We start from the raw sequence: 23,875 nt of genomic DNA on the forward strand, positions 1-23,875 counted from the left end.
GACGAAAGGGTTACTGCGGGTTACGGCGCAAGGGAACTGTAATGCGCCGTAACCCGGTAGCCATCCCGCGTAACACCCGCCGGGGCACGCGCCGCTAACCTGCGTCTTACCGGATGCGGCACACGGGCCACCCCGCGCACCGCATCGCCGGACCCTCTGGATACAAGGAGTTTCTGAAATGTATAAGAAGACTTCCCGCGTGGCCATTGCGGCCGCTACCGTGCTCGCGCTCGCATTCGGCACCGCGCATGCCGCGCAACCCAACGACATGCCGCCGCCGGGCGGCCCCGGCATGCACCAGATGCACGGCGGCCATGACGGCGGCCCGTTTGGCGTGATCATGAAGCTGCACGACCAGTTGAAGCTCAACGCGTCGCAGGAACAGCAATGGCAGACGGCCGTCAATACGATGAAGCAGAACCATGAAGCGATGCGCAAGAGCCACGAGCAGATGCGCGAGCAGTTCAAGGCGCAGCAGAACCAGCCGATCCTCGACCTGAACGCGATGCACGCCGCCCACCAGCAGGCCGAACAGCAGCATGCGCAACTGCGCGAGCAGAGCTCGGCCGCATGGCTCGCGTTCTACAACGGGCTGAACGACCAGCAGAAGACGACGGTCAGCACCGCACTGAAGCAGCAGTTCGCCCGGATGGAGCAGCGTCACGAGAAGATGAAGGAACGCTGGCAGCAGCACCGCGCGGAAAAGGCCGCGTCGGCGCCGGCGCAGTAAGCCGGTGGGCCGCCTTCCCGGGCGGCACCGCAGGGGACGCGGGCGCCCGGCCCGCGTCCCCTGTTTCATTTCAGGCGACGTCGAACACCAGCACCTCGGCCGCCCGGCCGCGTGCGAACGCGACCGCGTCCACGCCGGCGATCCGCGCGCCGTCGCCCGCAGCCAGCGCGTGGCCGTTGACTTCCACGTCGCCGCGCGCCACGTGCACATAAGTACTGCGCCCGGCCCGCACGCCGAAGGCCGCCTGCTCGTCCCCGTCGATCAGCCCCGCGAAAATCCGCGCGTCCGCGCGCACCGACAACGTGCCGTCGTCGCCGTCCGGCGACGCGACCAGCCGCAACCGGCCGCGCTTCTCGTCGTCGGCGAAGCGCCGCTCCGCGTAGCCGGGCCGTCCGCCCCGCTCAGCCGGCTGCAGCCAGACCTGCAGCAGATGCAGCGGCCGGTCGCGCGACGCATTGGTTTCGCTGTGCACGAGCCCCGTGCCGGCGCTCATCCGCTGGATGCCGCCGGCCCGCACGATCGCGCCGTTCCCGAGGCTGTCGCGATGCGCGAGCGCGCCGTCCAGCACATAGGTGACGATTTCGAGGTCGCGGCGCGGCTGCATTCCGAAGCCGCGCGTCGGCGCGATCCGGTCCTCGCTCAGCACGCGCAGCGCGCCGAACGGCGGATGCGCGTCCCCGGCGTGGCCGGCGAGCGGGAAACTGTGGCTTGATTCGAGCCAGCCTTGATTCGTGTGGCAACGGTCGGCGGCGCGGCGGATCTGGAACATGGGACGGGCACTCCGGCAGGCAGGTCTTCTTTTTCGGGTTTACCTGCACTGTAGGGGCGCGCCGATAGCGCCACAATCCGTTTCCCGCGCACCGCATCGTTGCATCGACGAACGCAATCCACGCAATGCTCATTGCGAATACCACGATTGTCGCAACGGCCGGTTCAAAGAATCGATCGGTCGCGCCGGATTGCCGTTTTCCGGGTTTCACGTTCGGGTAAAATACCGCCCTTTTGGCGTTCGCCCGTCCGGCGAGCGCCGTTGCCAGCGCGCCGAAACACGAATTTTGGCCGTCTAGAATACGCCGCGGCGCCCGGCCCGACCGGCCGCGAGCGCCCACCGGAAGTGAGCGACAAAAGGATGCAAATGAAGAAGGCCGCCCTGTGCGCCGCCCTCGCCCTCGTGGCGGGCAGCGCCTTTGCGAAGGAGTGGAAGACCGTGCGGATCGGCGTCGATGCCAGCTACCCGCCGTTCGAGTCGACCGCGCCGAGCGGTGAGATCGTCGGTTTCGACGTCGACCTCACCAAGGAAATCTGCAAACGGATCAGCGTGAAGTGCGTGTGGGTCGCGCAGGATCTCGACGGGATCATCCCGGCGCTGAAGGCGAAGAAGTACGACGTCATCGTGTCGTCGCTGACCGTCACGGACAAGCGCCGCGAGCAGATCGACTTCTCCGACAAGGTGTACGACGCACCCGCGCGGATGATCGCGAAGGCCGGCTCGCCGCTGCTGCCGACGATCGCGTCGCTCAAGGGCAAGCGCGTCGGCGTCGAGCAGGGCTCGACGCAGGAATCCTACGCGAAGGCGTACTGGGAACCGCAGGGCGTGACGACCATTCCTTACCAGAACCAGGACCAGGTCTATGCCGATCTCGGCTCGGGCCGCCTCGACGCGACGCTGCAGGACGAACTGCAGGCCGACTACGGCTTCCTGCGCACGCCGCGCGGCAAGGGCTTCGCGTTCGCCGGGCCGGAGGTAAAGGATCCGAAGACGATCGGCGACGGCACCGCGATCGGCCTGCGCAAGGAAGACACGGACCTGAAGCTGAAGATCAACAAGGCGCTGGCCGACATGCACAAGGACGGCACGTACGACCGGCTGTCGCACAAGTATTTCTCGTTCAGCGTCTACTCGGCCCGCTGAGCGCCGACAATAACGAGCAGCGGATGCGGGGGCGGCCCCGCGTCCGGCAGTACAGGCAGTCAACCACGCGCCGTCCGCCCCCTCGCCCGCCGCTCGCGACGGGCTGGCCCGGCACCGTTGCCGGGGCGGACGGTCATGATACGCACGGGGCGTTCCGCGCAGCTTGGCGGGCGCGTCTTTCGCGGCGCACCGCGTGCGCCCTCCGGGACCACACCAGGGACCACATATGTTTCTACAAGGCTACGGCCCGCTGATCCTCGCCGGCACCTGGCAAACCGTCAAACTGGCGGTGCTTTCGCTCGCGCTGTCGTTCCTGCTGGGCCTGCTCGGCGCGGGCGCGAAGCTGTCGCGCAACCGCTTCACGAACGGCGCCGGCACCGTCTACACGACGCTGATCCGCGGCGTACCCGACCTCGTGCTGATGCTGCTGCTGTTCTACAGCCTGCAGATCTGGCTGAACACGGCGACCGACGCGCTCGGCTGGGACCAGATCGACATCGATCCGTTCCTCGCCGGCGTGCTCGTGCTCGGCTTCATCTACGGCGCGTACTTCACCGAGACCTTCCGCGGTGCGTTCCTGTCGGTGCCGCGCGGCCAGCTCGAGGCCGGCAGCGCGTACGGGATGAGCAACTGGCAGGTGTTCACGCGGATCATGTTCCCGCAGATGATGCGCTTCGCGCTGCCGGGCATCGGCAACAACTGGCAGGTGCTCGTGAAGTCGACCGCGCTGGTGTCGATCATCGGCCTCGCGGACGTCGTGAAGGCGTCGCAGGACGCCGGCAAGGGCACGCTGCGCTTCTTCTTCTTCACGCTGATCGCCGGTGCGGTCTACCTCGCCATCACGACGATCTCGAACTTCGTGCTGATGTGGCTCGAAAAGCGCTACTCGACCGGCGTCCGCAAGGCTGACCTATGATCGAACTCATCCAAGAATACTGGCGCAACTACCTTTATACCGACGGCTTCCGGATCACCGGCGTCGCGATCACGCTGTGGCTGCTCGTCGTGTCGATCGGCCTCGGCTTCTGCCTGTCGATACCGCTCGCGGTAGCCCGCGTGTCGAAGAAGAAATGGCTGTCGAGCGCCGTGTGGCTCTACACGTACGTGTTCCGCGGCACGCCGCTCTACGTGCAGCTGCTGCTCTGCTACACGGGCCTCTACAGCCTGCAGTTCGTGCGCGGCACCCCGCTGCTCGATGCGTTCTTCCGCGACGGGATGCACTGCACGCTGCTCGCGTTCACGCTGAACACCTGCGCGTACACCACCGAGATCTTCGCGGGCGCGATCAAGGCGACGTCGTACGGCGAGATCGAGGCCGCACGCGCGTACGGGATGTCCACGTTCACGATGTATCGCCGCGTGATCCTGCCGTCCGCGCTGCGCCGCTCGCTGCCGCTCTACAGCAATGAAGTGATCCTGATGCTGCACGCCACCACCGTCGCGTTCACCGCGACCGTGCCGGACATCCTGAAGATCGCCCGCGACGTGAACTCGGCGACCTACATGTCGTTCCATGCATTCGGCATCGCCGCGCTGCTCTATCTCGTGATCTCGTTCACGCTCGTGTGGCTGTTCCGCCAGGCCGAGCGTCGCTGGCTCGCCTATCTGCGCCCGCAAGGCAAGTAAGTTTTCGCAGGACTATTGATGAATTCCCAGACCCAGAAGCTTTTCGTCGACAATCTGCACAAGCGGTACGGCGACAACGAGGTGCTCAAAGGCGTGTCGCTGAAGGCGAACTCGGGCGACGTGATCAGCGTGATCGGCTCGTCCGGTTCCGGCAAGAGCACGATGCTGCGCTGTATCAACTTCCTCGAGCAGCCGAACGCGGGCCGCATCGTCGTCGACGGCGAGGAAGTACGCACCACGCCCGACAAGACGGGCGCGCTGCGCGCAGCCGATTCGAAGCAGCTGCAGCGCGTGCGTACCAAGCTGTCGATGGTGTTCCAGCACTTCAATCTCTGGTCGCACATGAACGTGATCGAGAACGTGATGGAAGCGCCGGTGAACGTGCTCGGCATTCCGAAGAAGGAAGCCGAAGATCGCGCGCGCGAGTACCTCGAGAAGGTCGGCCTCGCGCCGCGCGTCGAGAAGCAGTATCCGTCGCACCTGTCGGGCGGCCAGCAGCAGCGCGTCGCGATCGCGCGCGCGCTCGCGATGCATCCCGACGTGATGCTGTTCGACGAGCCGACTTCGGCGCTCGATCCGGAGCTGGTCGGCGAAGTGCTGAAGGTGATGCAGAAGCTGGCCGAGGAAGGCCGCACGATGATCGTCGTCACGCACGAGATGGGCTTCGCGCGCAACGTGTCGAACCACGTGATGTTCCTGCACCAGGGCCGCGTCGAGGAAGAAGGCGTGCCGTCCGAGGTGTTTGCCAACCCGAAGAGCGAGCGCCTGCGCGGGTTCCTGTCGGGCAGCCTCAAGTAACGCACGCTACACGCGTCGCGATATGCAGACGGGCGCCATGCGGCGCCCGTTTTGCGTTTACGCGGCGTCGACCGGTGCGCCGTCGGCAAACGCGCGCAGCACGTCGCCCGCGAGCCGGTAGCGCACCCATTCGCTCTGCGGCGCCGCGCCGACGCTTTCGTAGAAGCGGATCGCCGGCTCGTTCCAGTCGAGCACGCTCCATTCGAAGCGCTCGCAGCCGGTGTCCACCGCGATCCGCGCAAGCGCCTTCAGCAGCCGCAGCCCGGCGCCCGCGCCACGAAAGCGCGGCGACACGTACAGATCCTCGAGATACAGCCCCTGGCGGCCGAGCCAGGTCGAATACGAGAAGAAATACACCGCGAAGCCGGCCGGCTCGCCGTCGACCTCGCAAATCAGCGCACGCGCCGGCGACCCTTCGCCGAACAGGCTGCGCTCGAGTGACGCCGGCGTCGCGACCACTTCATGCTCCGCCTTCTCGTAGCGCGCCAGCTCGGTGATGAAACGCAGGATTTGCGGCACGTCGGCGACGGTGGCGGAACGGATATCGATTTGCACGGTAGGGAGCCCTCCTTCGGCCTGGACCTGGAACGGAATGCGACGCCGCGCGATCGCGCTGGCGCCGGTCAGATCGTCATGCTACGTTCATGCCGCCACTGCAGGAAGTGCAGTTTCTTCATCAGGACATGAACATGATGCATCCCGACCTGCGCCGCCTCGACCTGAACCTGCTGCTTGCGTTCGATGCGCTGTACCGCCACCGGTCGGTCGCCGCGGCCGCGCACGAACTGGCGATGAGCCCGTCCGCGCTGAGCCACGCGCTCGCGCGGTTGCGCGAAGCGATCGGCGATGCGCTGTTCGTGCGGCTCGGCAACGAGATGCAGCCGACCGTGCGCGCCGACGACATCGCCACGTGGGCCGGCGACGCACTCGACACGATGTCGAAGGGACTGGCCCGCGCACGCCGCTTCGATCCCGCGCAAAGCGATCGCACGTTCGTGTTCGCCGCGAGCGACTACACGGCATTCGCCGTGCTGCCGGCGTTCCTCGCGCGCATCCAGCACGTCGCGCCGCGGCTGCGGATTCGCGTCGTCCATTCCGACCGGAAGATAGCCGTCGACGAACTCGCGGCCGGCCGCATCGACTTCGCGCTCGGCTATCACGAGGAATCGGCCGTCGACGCGCCGGGCATCGAGGATTTCGACTGGTTCTCGGACGACTATGTGGTGATCGCGAGCGCCGCGCATCCGGACATCCGCAGGCGGCTGACGCTCGACCAGTACCTCGCCGCACGTCACGTGGTGGTCACGCCATGGAACGAATCGCGCGGCGTCGTCGACTACGTCCTCGACCGGCTCGGCCTCGCCCGGCAGGTTGCCGTGCAACTGCCGGACGTGCTGGCCGCGCCGTTCGTGATCGCGGAATCGGCACTCCTGATGACCGTGCCGAACCGCGCCGCGCAGGCGTTGCGCCACGCGGCGCCGATCCGCATCTTCCCTGCGCCGTTCGAGATCCCGCGCTACACGGTGAAGGTGTACTCGCACGCGAAGCACGCGCGCACCGATGCGCACCGGTGGATTCGCGCGCAGTTGCTCGATGCGCGGCCAGCACCCGGTTAAACCGGACGCGCGTGCACGGCTCGCCGTACCCGCTGCGCGACCGGCGTTTCCGACGCTGCCGCGCGACGGCGGGAAACCGCCAATTTATTACGAATTACTTACCAAATCCGTCTCTCCAACACCTACGCCGGCACCCCGAACGACGTCAATAGTGGCAATCCTTGACCCATGGCCACCGAATCCGTGTCTCCCTTGTCGGACAAGGGTTTTCAGGAATCCGACGACCCCTTGGACACGCGCCGCGCACTGTGTTGCATGGCAATTTGGCGACACGTGTTAGTCAAACAACGATTTCCATCGCCACAAAATTGTATTTTTGCTAAATTAGTAACCAAAGTAGCAAAACGAAGTTCGTGAAATGTAGTTTAGCTTCACGACACAACAAGGAGACCCCGCAAGCCGACCCGGCCGCGCGGGACCGCTCAACGGTTTTCCGTCCGCTTGCCCGCGTGCCGCGCTTACCGGCCCTGCACGAGGTCTCCCTGGTTATCCCGCTTTTCGCTTTTGCCCGGCGTTCGCTGCGCCGGGCATCTCGTGCAGTCTGGGTTGACTTTTTGACAGGGTATGGAGGAGATGATGAAGAAAGCTTTGGTCGCGGCCGCGCTGATGGCTGCTGGGGTCGTTACGGCGCACGCGCAGAGCAGCGTCACGCTGTATGGTCGCCTGGATGCCGGTCTCGAGTACCTGAACGGCCTGCAGAACGGCCACCAAGTGCGCGCGGAAAGCGGCGACTGGGGCACCAGCCTGTGGGGCTTGAAGGGCAGCGAGGACATCGGCGGCGGCAACAAGGTCCTGTTCCACATCGAAGGCGCGTTCAACACGATGACGGGCGGCTTCAGCGGCTCGATCTGGGATCGTTTCGCGACCGTCGGTATCTCGAACGATCGCTACGGTACGCTGCTGCTGGGTCGCGAGCTCGCGATCGCCAACGGCGTGTGGGACTTCGACCCGTTCGGCCAGTCGGCCTGGTCGACGGCATCGCTCGTGCGCGGCCGCAACTGGAACAAGACCAGCAACAACGTGTCGTACCAGTCGCCGCAGTTCTACGGTCTCGACTTCTACGGCCAGTTCGCGTTCTCGAACTCGACCAGCTTCAACGGCAACACGACGGCCGGCCAGCCGGGCCGTGCAGCCGGCGCACAAGTCACGTACACGAACTCGCTGTTCCAGTTGCGCGGCATCTACGACGAAACGCGCGACAGCAACGGCCGCTTCTCCGACGTGTTCAACTACTCGCGTGAATACTTCGCGGGCGTGAACGTGTTCCTCGGCCAGTTCAAGGTCCAGGCGGCTTACCAGGCATCGCGCGCCGACGGCAGCGGCGGCCCGGCAGTCAACGCCGGCGTGACCGGCACCCAGCAGGTCTGGGGCGGCGTGACGTGGCAGGCAACGCCGGCGGCAGCGCTGATTGCGGCCGTGTATCACGTGAACGCCAACCACGGTGGCGGCAACGCGAACATCTACACGGCCGGCGGCTCGTACAACATCTCGAAGCGCACGCTGTTCGACCTGCAGGTCGCGACGGTGCGCAACAGCTCGACGGCCAACTTCGGCCTGAACGCGAACGGCGCAGGCACCGCCGTGTCGACGGGCAACCCGCATCCGGGCGGCAGCCAGACCGGCGTCTACGCCGGCATCCAGCACCTGTTCTGATCAGGCGCCGTCCAGACAACGATTCGACAACACTTTCCACGCTGCTGCGAGAGGCGCGTATCGGTGCGGTACCCACCCGGGTATCCGCACCGTTTTTTATTGGCGGGCCGGCATCGTGCGATCCGCGGCCCGACCGGCCGAACAGGCCGGATGCGGCGCTCAGACTGCCGCTTCGTTCTCTTCGCCGGTACGGATGCGGATCACGCGCTCGACGTCCGACACGAAGATCTTGCCGTCGCCGATCTTGCCCGTGCGCGCCGCGCCGATCACTGCGTCGATCACCTGGTCGACCTGCGCTTCCGCGACAACCACCTCGATCTTCATCTTCGGCAGGAAGTCGACGACGTATTCAGCGCCGCGATACAGCTCGGTGTGCCCTTTCTGGCGGCCGAAGCCCTTCACTTCCGTCACGGTCAGGCCGGTGAGACCCACTTCGGCGAGCGCTTCGCGGACTTCGTCCAGCTTGAACGGCTTGATGATGGCGGTGATGCGTTTCATGATGGTTGTCCCTCGATGCTCGTTTGGATGAAAAATCGCGATCCCGATTTTAAGCCGTAAGTGTAAGCCGTAAGTCGGCCCGTCGCGTACGGCCCGGCACGGCTCAATCGAGACGTTCGGTAAAGCGTGACGTGACCGGATAACGCCAGTCGCGCCCGAACGCACGGTGCGTGACGCGAATGCCGATCGGCGCCTGGCGGCGCTTGTATTCGTTGATCTTGATGAGCCGGGTCACACGCGCGACGTCGGCCTGCGCGTAACCGGCCGCGACGATCTCGGCGAGCGGCCGGTCTTCTTCCATGTACATCCGCATGATCGCGTCGAGCACCTCGTACGGCGGCAGGCTGTCCTGGTCCGTCTGGTTCTCGCGCAGCTCGGCCGACGGCGCGCGCGTCAGGATCCGCTCGGGGATCACGTCGCGCAACCCGTAGTCGGCGGTCGCGTTGCGATAACGGCACAGCCGGTAGACCAGCGTTTTCGCGATGTCCTTGATCACCGCGAAGCCGCCGGCCATGTCGCCGTACAGCGTGCAGTAGCCGACCGCCATCTCGCTCTTGTTGCCGGTCGTCAGCACGATCGAGCCGAACTTGTTCGACAGCGCCATCAGCAGCGTGCCGCGGATGCGCGCCTGGATGTTCTCTTCGGTCGCGTCTTCCGCGCGGCCCGCGAATTCGTCCGCGAGCGCCGCACGGAACGCATCGAACATCGGTGCGATCGCGATCTCGTCGTAGCGCACGCCGACCCGCCGCGCCATGTCCGCCGCGTCGGTGGTCGAGATGTCGGCGGTGTAGCGCGACGGCATCATCACCGCGCGCACGCGGTCGGGCCCGAGCGCGTCGCACGCGACCGCGAGCACCAGCGCCGAATCGACACCGCCCGACAGCCCGATCAGCGCGCCGGGAAAACCGTTCTTGCCGATGTAGTCGCGCACGCCGGTCACGAGCGCGCGATAGACCTGCGCGTCGATCGGCTGCTCGAGCGCGATCGTGCCGGGCAGCGGCCGCGCACCGTCGAATTCGACGATCGCGTGCCCTTCGTCGAATTGCGGCATCTTCGCGACGAGCGCGCCCTGCGCGTCGAGCACGAACGAGCCGCCGTCGAACACGAGCTCGTCCTGGCCGCCGACGAGGTTCACGTACACCATCGGCAGCCCGGTCTCGCGGATCCGCGCGCGCAGGATGTCGATGCGCAGCGCTTCCTTGTTCATGTGATACGGCGAACCGTTCGGAATCAGCAGCACCTGTGCGCCGGCGGCCTTCGCGATCTGTGCGGCCGACGCATGCCACGCGTCCTCGCAGATGATCACGCCGTATTTCACGCCGTTCAGCTCGAACACGAGCGGCTCGGCGTCGGTCGCGAAGTAGCGCTTCTCGTCGAACACGTCGGCGTTCGGCAGATCCTGCTTGCGGTAGGTGCCGACGATCTCGCCGCCGACGATCAGCGACACCGCGTTATAGGTGTCGGTCGGCGGCACGCCGCGCTCGATCGGGCGGTTTGCATTACCATCGACGGCTGACGCGCGCGCATCTGCGCCTGCGCCGCTGCCCGCACCCCTGCCCGGACCGCGCAACGGATGGCCGACCAGCACCGCGAGCCCGTCGAACGCGCGCAGCGCGTCGGCGAGCGCGTCGAGCGCGGCCGCCGCCGCCGCGTAGAACGCGGGCCGCAGCAGCAGGTCTTCCGGCGGATAGCCGGACAGCGCGAGTTCGGGGGCGACCATCAGTTGCGCACCATCGTTGTGCGCGGCGCGGGCGGCCGCGACGATCCGCGCGACGTTGCCGGCGAAATTGCCGACGGTGACGTTGATCTGGGCGAGAGCGAGTCGGGTCTTCATGACGGGATCGGCGCAGCCCGGCGGCGCGCCCTGAACGGCTGACGAAATCGTCCCGGACGCGGGCCACGGCGGCACGCATCCGGCGGCATCCAACAGTACGGATTCACGCTTGAAACACGAACGCATCGATTATCGCACGGGCATCCTGTCGTCCCCCGCGGAGGTGCCGGCCGACGAATGGAACGCGCTGCTCGAGCACGACGCGCAGCCGACGCCGTTCCTGCGCCACGAATTCCTCGACGCGCTGCACGTCGCGCGCTGCGCGGTCGACGACACCGGCTGGTCACCGCACTTCGTGACGCTGACCGATACGCGCACGGGCCGGCTCGCGGCCGCCGCGCCCGTCTACGCGAAACAGCATTCGTACGGCGAATACGTGTTCGACTGGGCATGGGCCGACGCGTACCAGCGCAACGACCTGCCCTACTACCCGAAGCTGCTGTGCGCGGTGCCGTTCACGCCCGTGCAAGGCACGCGCCTGCTCGCGGCCGACGACGACGCGCGCCGCCGGCTCGCGGCCACGCTGCTCGCGTTCGCGGAGCAGAGCGACGTGTCGTCGCTGCACGTGCTGTTCCCGACCGGCGACGAAGCGCGGCTGCTCGAATCGATGGGGATGATGCTGCGCGAAGGCGTGCAGTTCCACTGGCTCAACGACGGCTACCGCGACTTCGACGATTTCCTCGGCACGCTCGAACAGAAGAAGCGCAAGAACATCCGCGCGGAACGGCGCAAGGTGCAGGATGCCGGGGTCACGTTCCGGCGGCTCACCGGCGACCGGATCACCGATGCCGACTGGCGCTTCTTCTCGCGCTGCTACCGGCAGACGTACCGCGAGCACTACTCGAGCCCGTACCTGAATCTCGACTTCTTCCGCGCGATCGGCGCGACGATGCCGGAGAACCTGCTGCTCGTGATCGCGGAAGCCGACGGCCGGCCGATCGCGAGCGCGCTCGCCGTCTACCGGCGCGGCGCGAACGGCGGCGGCACGCTGTACGGCCGCTACTGGGGCGCGCTCGAACAGGTGCCCTGCCTGCATTTCGAAACGGCCTACTACCAGTTGCTCGAGTTCTGCATCGAGGCCGGGCTCGACACCTTCGAGGGCGGCGCGCAGGGCGAGCACAAGCTCGCGCGCGGCTTCCTGCCGACCGTCACGCATTCCGCACACTGGCTCGCGCATCCGGCGTTCTCTGATGCGGTCGCGCGCTTCCTCGAACGCGAGACCGAGCATATCCACGCGTACGTCGACGAGTTGCGCGAACACGATCCGTTCCGGCGTGGCGCGTGACACCGTCGCGAATCGCATCACGCGCGGTCGCTCGCGCCAATTCTGAGACACTGTCGGCTTCGCATCCCGCCGCCTTTCCATGTCCTGGTTTCTGTATCTGATCGAGTGCGCCGACGACAGCGTCTACACGGGCATCACGAACGACGTCGCCGCGCGCTTCGAACAGCACGCGTCCGGCAAGGGCGCGCGCTATACGCGCTCGCGCAAGCCGCGCGCGCTGCTCGCGTCGTTCCCGCTGCCCGACCGGTCGATCGCGTCGCGCGTCGAGTACTGGGTGAAACGGCTCAACGCCGCGCAAAAGCGCGAGCTGGCGGCCGGGATCCGGACACTGGAATCCGTGTTGCCGGCCGGGATGTCGATCGACGGGAGCGTCGAGGCGGACGGCTTGAAGGCCGGTATGCGCGGGCGGAAGAAAGTGAAGCAGGCGCAGCCCGCCGACGTCGCGACGCAGGCGGCCGACACGGAACAGCCCGTCAAGAAAGCAGCGAAGGCCGGCAATGACGGGAAAGCGTCGAGGTCCGCCAAGACCACAAAACGCGGACCGGCCGAGCAGGCTTCCACGAAGACAAAGGCTACGCCCGCCAGGAAGCGTGCGAAGACCGGCGACGGTGCAGAAGCAAAGAGGGCCTCGCCGCGCAGCACGACGACCAAACAGGACAAGCAGGCTACGAGCGTCACGCCGAAACGGAAAACGCCGGCTGCCGGCGGCCAGTCCGTCGCGAAGGCACACGCCGGCGCCGGTTCCGCACCGGCGCGCGGCCGTGCATCGGCAAGACAGGCCGTCACGGAAGCCGTCGAAGCGCACGCGACTCCCGTCACCGCCGCGCGCCGCGCCACGAGCACAAAACGGACGAAAACCGCACCGAACGCCAGCGCCCTGCCCGCGCCCGCCCGCCCACAAAAGAACACCGCCACAGGCGCCAGGCCGCGCACAAAACAAAACCGCGCGGCCTCCTGAGGAGACACGCGCGGTTTGCGTTCCGAACGAACCGGCCGGGAGGCCGGCCAGCCGGCTTACTTCTGGTAGTTCGCTGCGCCGTCGGTGATTTCCTTGTGCGCGGCATCGATGCCGGCCCAGCCTTCGACCTTCACCCACTTGCCCTTCTCGAGCGCCTTGTATTGTTCGAAGAAGTGCTTGATCTGATCCTTCAGGTACTCGGGCACGTCGTCGATCGACTTCAGGTTCGCCGTCATCGGGCAGACCTTGTCGTGCGGCACGGCGACCAGCTTCGCGTCGACGCCCGATTCGTCGGTCATCTGCAGCATGCCGAGCACGCGCGAACGCACGATCGAGCCGGCCAGCAGCGGGAACGGCGTGATCACCAGCACGTCGACCGGATCGCCGTCGCCCGACAGCGTCTGCGGGATGTAGCCGTAGTTCACCGGATAGCGCATGCCGGTACCGATGAAGCGGTCGACGACGAGGAGACCGAGCTCCTTGTCCGCCTCGTACTTCACCGGGTCGCTTTGCGCGGGGATCTCGATGATCACGTTGAAATCGTGCGGCAGGTCCTTGCCGGCCGGAACATGATTGAAGCTCATAGCGCTCTCTGTTGGTCGATGGGAATTCGGGACAGGGCGCCGCGGCCGGTGCACCGCCGCGGGCGTCCCCGCAGGGAATGCGCCATTATAGCCAATCGACCGGTGGCGTCCGGATGACGATCGGCGCGATAATCGTTCCGGATGTCCGGCCATCGAACCGCAGGCGACGTTGCACGTTGACCGCAATGGGACCCGAGTAAGCGCTGAAGCGCTAACTCGGGTCGACCGCGAAGCATGGGACTCAAGTAACCGTTGAAGCGCCAACTCGGGTCGACCGCGAAGCATGGGACCCGAGTAACCGCTGAAACGCCAACTCGGGTCGACCGCGAAGCATGGGACCCGAGTAAGCGCTGAAGCGCCAACTCGGGTCGACCGCGAAGCATGGGACCCGAGTAAGCGCTGAAGCGCTAACTCGGGTCGACAGGAGCAGGCATGGAAGAAGCGAAGCACTTCATCGCAGGCGAATGGACGTTGCCCGCGCAACTGGAGACGATTCCGGTCGTCGATCCATCCGACGGCCAGCCGTTCGCGACGATCGCACGCGGCACGGCGCCCGACATCGAGCGCGCGGTCGCCGCGGCCCGCGATGCGTTCGCGGGCCCGTGGGGCGCGGCAAGCGCCGCCGAGCGCGGCCGCGTGCTGATGCGGCTGTCGGCGCGCGTCGCCGACTCCCTGGAAGAACTCGCGACGATCGAGGCGCGCGACACCGGCAAGCCGCTGAAGCAGGCCCGCGCCGACGCCGCCGCGCTCGCGCGCTACTTCGAGTTCTACGCGGGCGCCGCCGACAAACTGCACGGCGAGACCCTCCCCTATCAGGCCGGCTACACGGTGCTGACGGTGCGCGAGCCGCACGGCGTCACCGGCCACATCGTGCCGTGGAACTACCCGATGCAGATCTTCGGGCGAAGCGTCGGCGCGGCGCTCGCGGCCGGCAACGCGTGCGTCGTGAAGCCGGCCGAGGATGCGTGCCTGTCGGTGCTGCGCGTCGCCGAGCTGGCCGCCGAAGCCGGGCTGCCGGCCGGTACGCTCAACGTCGTCACCGGCTATGGCCATGAAGCCGGCGCCGCGCTCGCGCGCCATCCCGGCATCGACCACATCTCGTTTACGGGCTCGCCCGCGACCGGCAAGCTGGTCACGCAGATGGCGGCCGAGAACCACGTGCCCGTCACGCTCGAGCTCGGCGGCAAGTCGCCGCAGATCGTGTTCGCCGACGCCGACCTCGAAGCGGCGCTGCCCGTGCTGGTGGCGGCGATCGTGCAGAACGGCGGGCAGACCTGCTCGGCCGGCAGCCGCGTGCTGATCGAGCGCGCGCTCTACGAGCCGCTCGTCGAACGGCTCGCCACCGCCTTCAACGGGCTGCGGGTCGGCCCGAGCCGGGCCGACCTCGACTGCGGACCGCTGATCAACGCGAAACAGCAGCAGCGCGTCTGGGATTTCCTGTCCGACGCGCAGCACGACGGCATTCCGATGGCCGGGCACGGCCAGGTCGTCGCCGATGCGCCCGAAAGCGGCTTCTACCAGGCACCCGCGCTGTTGCGCGACGTGCCGCCGTCGCACCGGCTCGCGCAGGAGGAAGTGTTCGGCCCGGTGCTCGCCGCGATGCGGTTCGTCGACGAAGACGAAGCGGTCGCGCTGGCGAACGGCACGCCGTACGGCCTCGTCGCCGGCATCTGGACCCGCGACGGCGCGCGCCAGATGCGCGTCGCGCGGCGCCTGCGCGCGGGCCAGGTGTTCATCAACAACTACGGCGCGGGCGGCGGCGTCGAGCTGCCGTTCGGCGGCGTCGGCCACTCGGGCCACGGCCGCGAGAAAGGCTTCGAGGCGCTGTACGGCTTCACCGCGCTGAAGACGATCGCGATCCGGCACGGCTGAACCAGACGAACCCGGCCGGCAACGACCGGCCGCGCACCGCAACACCACGGCACGCATCCAACACAGGAGACACACCATGCGGTTGAGCGGCAAGACAGCCATCATCACGGGCGGCGGCTCGGGCTTCGGCGAAGGCATCGCGAAGACGTATGCGCGCGAAGGTGCGAACGTCGTCGTCAACGACCTGAACGGTGCGGCGGCCGAGCGCGTCGCGAGCGAGATCGCGCTCGCGGGCGGCAAGGCGATCGCGGTCGCGGGCGACGTGTCGAAGGATGACGACTGGCGCACGCTGCTGCAGGCCGCGCTCGACGATTTCCATTCGGTACAGATCGTCGTGAACAACGCCGGCACCACACACCGCAACAAGCCGGTGCTCGACGTGACGGAGGCCGAATTCGACCGCGTGTACGCCGTCAACATGAAGAGCCTGTTCTGGAGCGTGCAGACCTTTGTCCCGTACTTCCGCGCGCAGGGCGGCGGCGTGTTCGTCAACGTCGCGTCGACGGCCGGCGTGCGGCCGCGCCCGGGCCTCGTCTGGTACAACAGCACGAAAGGCGCGATGATCACCGCGAGCAAGTCGCTCGCGGCCGAGCTCGGCCCCGACCGGATCCGCGTGAACTGCATCAATCCCGTGCTCGGCGAGACGGCCCTGATGACCGAGTTCATGGGCTGCGAGGACACGCCCGAGAACCGCAGCCGGTTCCTGTCGACGATTCCGCTCGGCCGCTTCTCGACGCCGCAGGACATCGCGAACGCAGCGCTGTACCTGGCCTCCGACGAAGCCGAGTTCATCACCGGCGTCTGTCTCGAAGTCGACGGCGGGCGCTGCATCTAGCCGCCCGAAAGGGATTGCGCGGCGCCTGGTCCGCCGGCCGGCGCCGCATCCACGCATAGTCATTGCTTCGCACGACACCGGATCGGGCGCCGCCGCGCCGGCTCCGGCCCATGACAAGACAAGACCAGGACTGGAGACAACATGGCAACATCGACGCACTCGCTGCCGGGCTCGTCCGGCGCTTTCGAGGAAGCCACCTACCGCAAGGTGTCGTGGCGGCTCACGCCGCTCCTGCTGTTGTGCTACGTGGTCGCGTATCTCGATCGCGTGAACGTCGGCTTCGCGAAGCTGCAGATGGCGAGCGACCTGAACCTCAGCGACACGGTCTACGGGCTCGGCGCCGGGATCTTCTTCTTCGGCTACTTCCTGTTCGAAGTCCCGAGCAACATCATCCTGCACAAGGTCGGCGCGCGCGTATGGATCGCGCGGATCATGGCCACCTGGGGCGTGATCTCGATCCTGACGATGTTCGTCACGACGCCCGCGATGTTCTACGTGATGCGCTTCCTGCTGGGCGTCGCCGAAGCCGGATTCTTCCCCGGCGTGATCCTCTACCTCACCTACTGGTATCCCGCGCATCGGCGCGGCCGGATGACGACGTTCTTCATGACGGCCGTCGCGTTGTCCGGCGTGATCGGCGGCCCGATTTCGGGCTTCATCCTGAAGGCGTTCAACGGCGTGAGCGGCTGGCACGGCTGGCAATGGCTGTTCCTGCTCGAAGGGATCCCGTCGGTGCTGGCCGGCGTGCTGGTGTTCTTCGCGCTCGACGACCGGATCGCGAAGGCGAAATGGCTCACCGACGACGAGAAGGCGCTGCTCACGCGCAACGTCGACGCGGAGGAAGCGACCAAGCAAGACCTGCCGCTCGGCGCAGTGATGGCGAGCCCGCGCGTGTGGCTGATGGCGCTCATCTACTTCTCGTTCGTGATGGGGCTGTACGGCGTCGGCTTCTGGCTGCCGACGATCATCAAGGCGACCGGCGTGACCGACACGTTCATGATCGGCCTGCTGTCGGCAATTCCGTATGCGGTGGCGGTGGTCGCCATGATCCTGATCGCGCGCAGTGCGGACAAGCGCCGCGAACGACGCTGGCACCTTGCGATTCCGGCCGCGTTCGGTGCGCTCGGGCTCGTGCTGTCGGTGATCTGGGCGCACGAGACGGCACTCGCGATGCTTGGCCTCACGCTCGCGACGATGGGCATCCTGACGACGCTGCCGCTGTTCTGGAGCCTGCCGACCGCGTTCCTCGGCGGTGCGGCAGCTGCGGCGGGCATCGCGATGATCAACTCGATCGGCAACCTCGCGGGCTTCCTGAGCCCGTACATGATGGGCTGGCTCAAGCAGGCGACGGGCGCCAACGACGCGGGCATGTACATGCTCGCCGGGTTCCTCGTGTTCGGCGGAGTGCTCGCGCTGTCGGTGCCGAAGCGGCTCGTCGACAAGTGATGCGCGGCGCGAGTCCGTACAACGACGCGGTCAAACGGGTCGTCGCCTTTCCCGGCGACGTAACGCAGGCGGCACGTCGCCAGCCGCCGCCCCCCTGACATCGTCTGTCGGGGGGGTGAACCGCACCGGGTTTTGTGGAGGCTCCAACCCTTGAGAGAATGGAGCCATGAACAAGAAGCCAAGCAAGTTTTCCTCGGAAGTCCGAGAGCGCGCAGTGCACCTGGTACGCGAGCAGCGTAGCGAACACCCGTCGATGTGGGCGGCAGTCGAATCGATTGCGCCGATGATCGGCTGCACGCCGCAAACGCTGCTGGATTGGGTCAAACGCGACGAGGTCGACCGTGGGGAGCGCGATGGTGTGAGCACGGCCGAGCGTGAACGCATCAAGGCCCTGGAGCGCGAGGTCAAGGAACTGTGCCGGACCAACGAGATTCTCAAGCTGGCGAGTGCGTTTTTCGCCCAGGCGGAGCTCGACCGCCGCTTCAAGTCCTGAAGGCCTTCATTGATCGGCATCGCGACACCTTCGGGGTCGAGCCGATCTGCAAGGTCTTGCGGATTGCCCCGTCGGGCTACCGACGCCATGCGGCACAACTTCGCGAACGGTCCAAACGCTGTGTCCGCGCGAAACGCGATGAGCTTTTGCAACCGGAGATCACGCGTGTCTGGCAAGCCAACATGCAGGTCTATGGCGTGCCGAAGGTCTGGAAGCAGATGAACTGCGAAGGCATTGCAGTGGCACGCTGCACGGTCGGACGGTTGATGAAGCTGCAGGGTTTGCCTGGCGCAGTTCGCGGTAAGCGAGTTCGCACAACGATTCCCGATGCGATCGCGCCGTGCCCGCTGGACCGAGTGAACCGGCAGTTCAAGGCCGATCGACCGAATCAGCTCTGGGTATCGGATTTTACGTATGTCTCGACTTGGCAAGGCTGGCTGTACGTGGCATTTGTAATCGACGTGTTTGGCCGCCGTATTGTTGGTTGGCGCGTCAGCTCGTCGATGACCACGGACTTTGTTCTGGATGCACTTGAACAGGCGCTGTATGCCCGCCAACCGGGCGAGGACGGAACCTTGATTCACCACTCCGACAGAGGATCCCAATACGTCAGCATTCGCTACAGCGAACGGCTGGCTGAGGCTGGCATCGAGCCGTCGGTTGGCAGCCGGGGCGCCAGCTACGACAATGCGCTGGCTGAAACGATCAACTGCCTGTACAAGACGGAACTGATTCATCGGCTCGCCCCTTGGAAAACGAGGGAATCCATCGAACTGGCAACGCTGGAATGGGTGGCCTGGTACAACCATCATCGACTGATGGAACCGCTCGGCTATATCCCGCCCGCTGAGGCTGAGGCAAACTACTACAGGCAACTCAGAAATGCCGCTGACGTGCCTGCATTAACTTAAACCAACCAGCCTCCACGATTCCCGGTGCGGTTCAACCGCCGATCGCAGGCGTAATTTAAGTCCCCCATCAATCTGCCAGCCTCTGAACGCCCAATGTTCATTGTAAAAAGTGAACTTAACGCCGTTTTTCTGACTCCATTATTCTGAGCCACGCTACTCATCGTCATCTACGAGCATAAAGCGAATCGAACGAATGAGTTTCAGAACCTCCGGGAGGGCTAATTCGGCAGTAGTCTGTAGCTTTTTCCCTGGAGTTTCAGAAACGTCCCGAGTGTCGTAGCCGACCTCTATATCACTTCTGTTGGTAATCAGCGCGTGAGTATCGTCACCCAAGCAAAAACTGATCTTTCGCACTTGGCCGGGATGGGAGCTATTTGGCGCATACGACGATATTTGAGCAGCACCGAAGTAAATCGGATGTATGTTATTTAGCCGGCGTATGTTGTAGTACCGCCTGTCGTCGACTTTCTCTGACGGAAGCAGTTTCGAGCAGAGCTCCTTCGCGTTGCCCCTATAACAACTTAAGCCCACTACCAGCGATCCAGTTGTTTTCGAACGAAACACATACGAGCCGTGAGAGAAATACCCATAGGGTCCACTGCTCCCCGTATAAGCTCGCGCATCTCCGCCTTTCTGGGCGATGAAGTCGATAGCGCAGCCCTGCATGGGAATGACGTAGCGCTGCATGCCTGCCGGCAGGTCAACATCCAAGTGGTCCGCAATGTCTGACGTACCCTTGCGCTCGTCATCCGCTACAACGTCGGGCGCAACGAGACTGACCAGCAATCCCACCACGAGCGGGCAGAGAAGGTTTGTCGTCTTCATCGAGGAGCCTCACCCTTCACTTGGTAGTCTTCCGGCAAAAACTGCGGCACACCGCTGGCATCTGGAAAAACGGGTTGATCAAGCAACAGTACCTGTGCATAGCGTGATGTTGCCCTGGGTCTTGCCCTGGATGCTGATATAAGCGGGAGTCGGCATGGATGCAGTCCTTGTTGTTGGAACCGACACGGCCCTCTGACCGTGTTGCCATCGGTGATGACGGCCCAGGTAACGCAATGCCCATGCCGACTTTCGCGAATCGGCATTTAATCCTTTAATATCAACACACTACCGACGACACCCTGCATTTCGGGCAAGCGACGGGGAAAGCGAAGCCGCGAAAATTGATTTTTTCGAGGGGAAATCGGGCCATTCGTGGCCCGCTCAAAACCAATCGATTGAAAATAAAAGAGATTTATCGGGCCATTTTTGGCCCGACCGGGCCACGAATGGCCCGATCATCAAAGCAATCGCGAACGCGTAAGTCACTGGTGCACGAAAAAATGCCCCGAAGGCCATCCGGCATTCAGGGCATTTTTGCGCTAGTTCGCGTGCCGCTTGCAGCAAGCGGCGGCCGCCCGCGTCAGACCACGGTGATCGCCAGCGCGCTTTCGCGGTAGTGCTTCGCCGCCTTGTCGGTTTCGCCGAGTTGCTCGAACAGGCGCGCCAGCGCACGGTGCGCACGCACCTTCAGCGCCTCGTTGTCGGCCTGCTTCAGCGCGGCTTCGAGGAACGACTGCGCCTTGCCCCACAGCTGCTGCTGCTGGCAGAGACGGCCGAGCGCGAACAGCAGGTCGGCATCGTCGGGGTGATCCTTCTTCCACCCTTCGGCCTTCTGGATCAGCGGCAGCGCATCGCCGCCTGCCGTATCCGGATAGCGGCGCAGCAGGCGTGCATCCCAGTTGTGCGCGAGCGCTTCCTCGACGATGCGGCGCGCTTCGGTTCGGCGCTCGAGCGGCACCAGCAGCTCGGCCGCGAGATCGGCGAGGCGCGGCGACTGGCGCTCGAGCGGCGACAGCGACTGCCACACTTCGAGCAGCGCGTCCGGATCGTGCCGGCGTTCGCGCAGCAGGTTCTCCGCGGCCTGCTGGCGCAGCCGCACGGCCGCGGCCGGATGCAGCGCCTCGCGCTTCTCCAGCGCTTTCGCAAGCTTCAGCACCTCGGCCCAGTTCTTCAACTGCTGCTGCGCACGCAACGCAACCTGCTGCGCATGGATGCGCTTGCCCCCCGCCTGCATGTCGGCCAGCGCGGCGAGCGCGCCGTCGGCATCGCGCGCATCCGCGCGCATGTCGGCCGCGGCGAGCAGCCGTGCATCCTGCCATTCCGGCGCATCGACCTTCGACAGCCAGTCGTCGCGGCGCGTGTACTCGTGCATCCGGTGCGCGGCGGTCGCCGCGACGAGACTCGCGGCACCCTGGTTCGCGTCGACCGCGAACGCGTCGCGCGCGGCCTTCTCGGCGCGCGAGAAGCGGCCCGCGTACAGGTTCGCGATCGCATCGCGCAGCGACGCCTGCGCCTTCTCGTTGCGCGAACGCGCACGATATGCGGCGACCCGCTGCGGCATGCGCCAGATGTTACGCACGATGCGCAGCAACGCATATACGACGATGAACAGCACGACGATGGCGATCACGAACAGGTTCAGCGACACGTCGATCCGGTACGGTGGATAGACGAGCAGCACCTGCCCCGCGTCGAAACGGCCGACGGTAGCGAGTGCAGCGGCGATCGCGAACAGGACCGCGAGCCAGACGATTCCTCGAAGCGTCATCGTTACCCCCGGCTCTTGAACTGCTGAACGGCGTTCAGGCTCGTGTTCAGGTTCGGCACCGCAACCGTCAGCGATGCGCTGTCGACCTGCTTGAGCAGATCCTCGACGGATTGCGTGTCCTTCGATGCGTGGTCGAAATACTTGCCGAGCGACGCCTGCGCGGCGTGCAGGTCGGCCTTCATCGCGCCGTCGTTGCGTGCGAGCAGCGACAGCCGCGCGGTGAGCAGGCGCAGCTTCACGTTCTCGCGTACGAAGTAGCCCTGGTCGGGCGACGCGAGCATCGCGTCGGCGTTGTCGATCCGGCGCACCTGCACGAGGCCCTTCAACTGCTGGCCGAGGCCGGCCGAGAAGTCATGCCACCACACCTTCCAGCGCGGCGCGTCGGGCGCGGCCGGCGACGCGGCGTCGGCCGGCGCGGCCTTCGGCACCGCATGCGGGACGATCGCCTCGCCCGACAGCGGCAGCGCGTCGATCTTCGCGATTGCGTCGTCGAGCTTGATCGCGAGGCCCGTGAGGTCGGCCGACGGCGCGGCCTTCAGCTTCTCGATGTCCTGCGCGAGCGCCTTGCGCACCGTGACGGCCTGCGCGCTCTGCGACGTCGCGAGGCGCGCGTCGGCATTCTGCAGCGCGATCAGCGCGAGTTGCGTGTTGCCGGTGAGCTGCAGCTGCTGGCTCGCGCTCGACAGCATCTGATCGACTTCCTCGAGCATCCACGCGTCGCGGTTGCGCGACAGGTCCTGGTATTGCTGCTGCAGCGCCTGCTGCGCGCTCTGCGCGTCGGCGAGCTTGCCGTCGAGCTGCGCGAGCTGCGTGTCGACCTGGTGCGTGCTCGCGAGCGCCTGCTCGGTCTTCATGCGGGTCTCGGCCGTCTGCGCATCGAGCGCCTTCTGGCGCGCGACGAACGAATCGTCGAGCCGGTCGACCTTGCGGTTCAGCGCATAGCCGCCGACGCCCGCCGCGCAGCCGAGCACGACGACGACGAACCACAGCGCCGCGCTACCGCCGCGGCGTGCATGCGGTTCGGACGCGAGATAAGGGGGACTGGACGGCGGTGCGGAGGCAGCGGCCGGCTGGGAAGCGACGCGTTTGGAATCGTTGGTATCTGTCATGCGTTTAGTCACCGGTGCGGCTGTCGCCGGTTGGACGGCCTCGTCGGCCATCGTTCGAAACGCGCGGACGATGCGCTCATCGCCCGCGCCGGTCAGCGTAATCCTATCAAAACCCAATGCCCGCGCGGTCTGCTCGATGCGCGGGTGCGGCGTCACGAGCGGCACATGCTTCAGCGCGCCGATCTCCGCGTCGTTCAGATGGGTTCGCGCAAGTTCGTGCAGGTTGCGCACGCCCTCCGAGCTCGTGACGAGCCACGCGTGCGGCGCGCCGGCGAGCAGCGCATGCACGCGCTCCCACGTGCCGACGCGCGGCTCGGGCACGACGCGCCGGTATGCGGCAACCAGCGTGACGTCCGCGCCGGCTTCGCGCAGCCGCTCGGCGAGCCATTCGCGGCCGCCATCGCCGCGCACGATCAGCACGCGCTTGTCGGCGAGCGCGTGCGCGCCGCCGAACGCGGCCTCGATGCTCGCGAACAGGCTTTCCGAATCGTAACGGGGCACGCCGCCGTCGGCGGGCGCCTGCGGCGCGATCACGCGATGCGCGGGCGCCGCGATGCCGTGGCGCTCCAGCGCCGCGACGCTGCCGGGCCCGACGACGCCGACCGGCAGCGCATTCGGCCAGATCGCGCCGTACTGCGCGAGCGCGCGGTCGATCGCGTTCGGCGACACGAAGATCACGAGCGCGTAGTCGGCCAGCGCCGCGAACGCCGCGTCGAGCGGCGCCGCATCGGAGACCGGCGCGATGTCGATCAGCGGGAATTCGAGCACGTCGCAGCCGGCGTCGGCCAGCTGTGCCGCGAGCGCGGCCGACTGGCCGTCCGGACGCGTCAGGACGGCGGTGAACGCGCGCGCGCCGCCCGCCATCAGGCGTCGCCTTTGCCGGCCTGCGAGCCGGCGAGCAGTGCGTTGACGATGTCGAGCGCACCCTGCGCCTCGAGCTCGTCGGATACCGCGCGGCCGAGCGCGAGCGCATCGGCGACGGTCATGACGGCGCCGCATTCCTCGGCGGTCAGCACGCGCTGGCCGTCGGTCGTCGACACGCGGCCCGTCAGGTACAACTCGCCCGCGCGCCACACCGCGTGCGCGGCGAGCGGCACCTCGCAGCTGCCGCCGAGCGCGCGC

At 66.3% G+C, this 23,875-nt stretch carries 21 protein-coding genes, 1 pseudogene and 1 other annotated feature; of the genes and pseudogenes, 13 read left to right on the forward strand and 9 right to left on the reverse strand.

Features of this window, described 5'->3' with window-relative positions; genetic code table 11:
• Positions 1 to 178 precede the first annotated feature (178 nt).
• Positions 179 to 730, forward strand: coding sequence for a periplasmic heavy metal sensor (locus tag PI86_RS05640; RefSeq protein WP_039319659.1), 552 nt, complete (start codon positions 179 to 181; stop codon positions 728 to 730).
• A 70-nt stretch (positions 731 to 800) separates the two neighbouring features.
• Here the strand turns inward: PI86_RS05640 and PI86_RS05645 are convergent, their stop codons facing one another.
• On the reverse strand, positions 801 to 1,499 hold the full coding sequence (locus PI86_RS05645; RefSeq protein WP_039319662.1) for a pirin family protein: 699 nt from the start codon (positions 1,497 to 1,499) through the stop codon (positions 801 to 803).
• A 366-nt stretch (positions 1,500 to 1,865) separates the two neighbouring features.
• Between PI86_RS05645 and PI86_RS05650 the strand changes: the two genes are divergently transcribed.
• From PI86_RS05650 to PI86_RS05665, 4 genes are all read left to right on the forward strand, one after another.
• The gene (locus PI86_RS05650; protein WP_039319664.1) at positions 1,866 to 2,642 is read left to right on the forward strand and encodes an ABC transporter substrate-binding protein; all 777 of its coding nucleotides are present in this window, start codon (positions 1,866 to 1,868) and stop codon (positions 2,640 to 2,642) included.
• 226 nt (positions 2,643 to 2,868) lie between these two features.
• The gene (locus PI86_RS05655) at positions 2,869 to 3,558 is read left to right on the forward strand and encodes an ABC transporter permease (RefSeq protein ID WP_014896372.1); all 690 of its coding nucleotides are present in this window, start codon (positions 2,869 to 2,871) and stop codon (positions 3,556 to 3,558) included.
• Entirely contained in the window at positions 3,555 to 4,268 is a 714-nt protein-coding gene (locus PI86_RS05660; protein ID WP_039319666.1) for an ABC transporter permease, read from the forward strand. Before PI86_RS05655 ends, PI86_RS05660 begins: the two co-directional genes overlap by 4 nt.
• 18 nt (positions 4,269 to 4,286) lie before the next feature.
• Positions 4,287 to 5,066, forward strand: a complete 780-nt coding sequence (locus tag PI86_RS05665) for an ABC transporter ATP-binding protein (RefSeq protein ID WP_014896370.1) — start codon at positions 4,287 to 4,289, stop codon at positions 5,064 to 5,066.
• Between the two features lie 57 nt (positions 5,067 to 5,123).
• Here the strand turns inward: PI86_RS05665 and PI86_RS05670 are convergent, their stop codons facing one another.
• A complete protein-coding gene (locus PI86_RS05670) occupies positions 5,124 to 5,621 on the reverse strand; it encodes a GNAT family N-acetyltransferase (protein ID WP_039319669.1) in 498 nt (165 codons plus the stop codon).
• Positions 5,622 to 5,755: 134 nt separating this feature from the next.
• Here PI86_RS05670 and PI86_RS05675 point away from each other — a divergent pair, with 134 nt between their 5' ends.
• Together PI86_RS05675 and PI86_RS05680 are read left to right on the forward strand one after the other, a co-directional pair.
• Positions 5,756 to 6,682, forward strand: coding sequence for a LysR family transcriptional regulator (locus tag PI86_RS05675; RefSeq protein WP_014896368.1), 927 nt, complete (start codon positions 5,756 to 5,758; stop codon positions 6,680 to 6,682).
• 573 nt (positions 6,683 to 7,255) lie between these two features.
• Complete coding sequence (locus PI86_RS05680) at positions 7,256 to 8,335, forward strand: porin (RefSeq protein ID WP_039319673.1); 1,080 nt, start codon at positions 7,256 to 7,258, stop codon at positions 8,333 to 8,335.
• Between the two features lie 159 nt (positions 8,336 to 8,494).
• On the opposite strand, the gene PI86_RS05685 is transcribed toward PI86_RS05680, so the two are convergent.
• The gene (locus PI86_RS05685) at positions 8,495 to 8,833 is read right to left on the reverse strand and encodes a P-II family nitrogen regulator (protein ID WP_006398637.1); all 339 of its coding nucleotides are present in this window, start codon (positions 8,831 to 8,833) and stop codon (positions 8,495 to 8,497) included.
• A 103-nt stretch (positions 8,834 to 8,936) separates the two neighbouring features.
• Complete coding sequence (locus PI86_RS05690; RefSeq protein ID WP_039319715.1) at positions 8,937 to 10,667, reverse strand: NAD+ synthase; 1,731 nt, start codon at positions 10,665 to 10,667, stop codon at positions 8,937 to 8,939.
• Positions 10,668 to 10,776: 109 nt separating this feature from the next.
• On the opposite strand from PI86_RS05690, the gene PI86_RS05695 reads away from it, so the two are divergent.
• Both PI86_RS05695 and PI86_RS05700 read left to right on the forward strand, forming a co-directional pair.
• The gene (locus PI86_RS05695; RefSeq protein ID WP_039319678.1) at positions 10,777 to 11,952 is read left to right on the forward strand and encodes a GNAT family N-acetyltransferase; all 1,176 of its coding nucleotides are present in this window, start codon (positions 10,777 to 10,779) and stop codon (positions 11,950 to 11,952) included.
• A gap of 79 nt (positions 11,953 to 12,031) precedes the next feature.
• Positions 12,032 to 12,910, forward strand: a complete 879-nt coding sequence (locus PI86_RS05700) for a GIY-YIG nuclease family protein (RefSeq protein ID WP_039319681.1) — start codon at positions 12,032 to 12,034, stop codon at positions 12,908 to 12,910.
• A gap of 56 nt (positions 12,911 to 12,966) precedes the next feature.
• On the opposite strand, the gene ppa is transcribed toward PI86_RS05700, so the two are convergent.
• Positions 12,967 to 13,494 (reverse strand): inorganic diphosphatase, encoded by a 528-nt coding sequence (ppa, locus tag PI86_RS05705; RefSeq protein WP_014896363.1) that lies wholly within the window; start codon positions 13,492 to 13,494, stop codon positions 12,967 to 12,969.
• A gap of 432 nt (positions 13,495 to 13,926) precedes the next feature.
• Between ppa and PI86_RS05710 the strand changes: the two genes are divergently transcribed.
• The 4 genes from PI86_RS05710 (at position 13,927) to PI86_RS05730 (ending at position 19,051) form a co-directional block, all read left to right on the forward strand.
• On the forward strand, positions 13,927 to 15,366 hold the full coding sequence (locus PI86_RS05710) for an aldehyde dehydrogenase family protein (RefSeq protein ID WP_039319684.1): 1,440 nt from the start codon (positions 13,927 to 13,929) through the stop codon (positions 15,364 to 15,366).
• A 76-nt stretch (positions 15,367 to 15,442) separates the two neighbouring features.
• Entirely contained in the window at positions 15,443 to 16,201 is a 759-nt protein-coding gene (locus tag PI86_RS05715; protein ID WP_039319687.1) for an SDR family oxidoreductase, read from the forward strand.
• Positions 16,202 to 16,342: 141 nt separating this feature from the next.
• Positions 16,343 to 17,647 (forward strand): MFS transporter, encoded by a 1,305-nt coding sequence (locus PI86_RS05720; RefSeq protein ID WP_039319690.1) that lies wholly within the window; start codon positions 16,343 to 16,345, stop codon positions 17,645 to 17,647.
• Between the two features lie 166 nt (positions 17,648 to 17,813).
• A protein-coding gene (locus PI86_RS05730; protein ID WP_152608050.1) for an IS3 family transposase occupies positions 17,814 to 19,051 on the forward strand; the annotation gives its coding sequence in 2 pieces (ribosomal slippage) (positions 17,814 to 18,105 and positions 18,105 to 19,051; 1,239 coding nt in all).
• Positions 18,095 to 18,211, forward strand: a sequence feature (AL1L pseudoknot). Its footprint overlaps the gene before it by 117 nt.
• Positions 19,052 to 19,204: 153 nt before the next feature.
• Here the strand turns inward: PI86_RS05730 and PI86_RS05735 are convergent.
• The 4 genes and pseudogenes from PI86_RS05735 to PI86_RS05750 all read right to left on the reverse strand — a co-directional run.
• Positions 19,205 to 19,876, reverse strand: a complete 672-nt coding sequence (locus tag PI86_RS05735) for a hypothetical protein (RefSeq protein WP_039319697.1) — start codon at positions 19,874 to 19,876, stop codon at positions 19,205 to 19,207.
• Positions 19,877 to 20,456: 580 nt separating this feature from the next.
• Positions 20,457 to 21,644 carry a heme biosynthesis protein HemY gene (locus PI86_RS05740; RefSeq protein ID WP_039319700.1) on the reverse strand — a complete coding sequence of 396 codons (1,188 nt, stop codon included), beginning with the start codon at positions 21,642 to 21,644 and terminating at the stop codon, positions 20,457 to 20,459.
• 2 nt (positions 21,645 to 21,646) lie between these two features.
• Positions 21,647 to 23,617, reverse strand: coding sequence for a fused uroporphyrinogen-III synthase HemD/membrane protein HemX (gene hemDX / locus PI86_RS05745; protein WP_039319704.1), 1,971 nt, complete (start codon positions 23,615 to 23,617; stop codon positions 21,647 to 21,649).
• A pseudogene (locus PI86_RS05750) lies at positions 23,617 to 23,875 on the reverse strand (hydroxymethylbilane synthase); the annotation flags it as partial. The gene hemDX and the pseudogene PI86_RS05750, both read right to left, overlap by 1 nt.

The organism is Burkholderia sp. A9 (genome assembly GCF_000801975.1).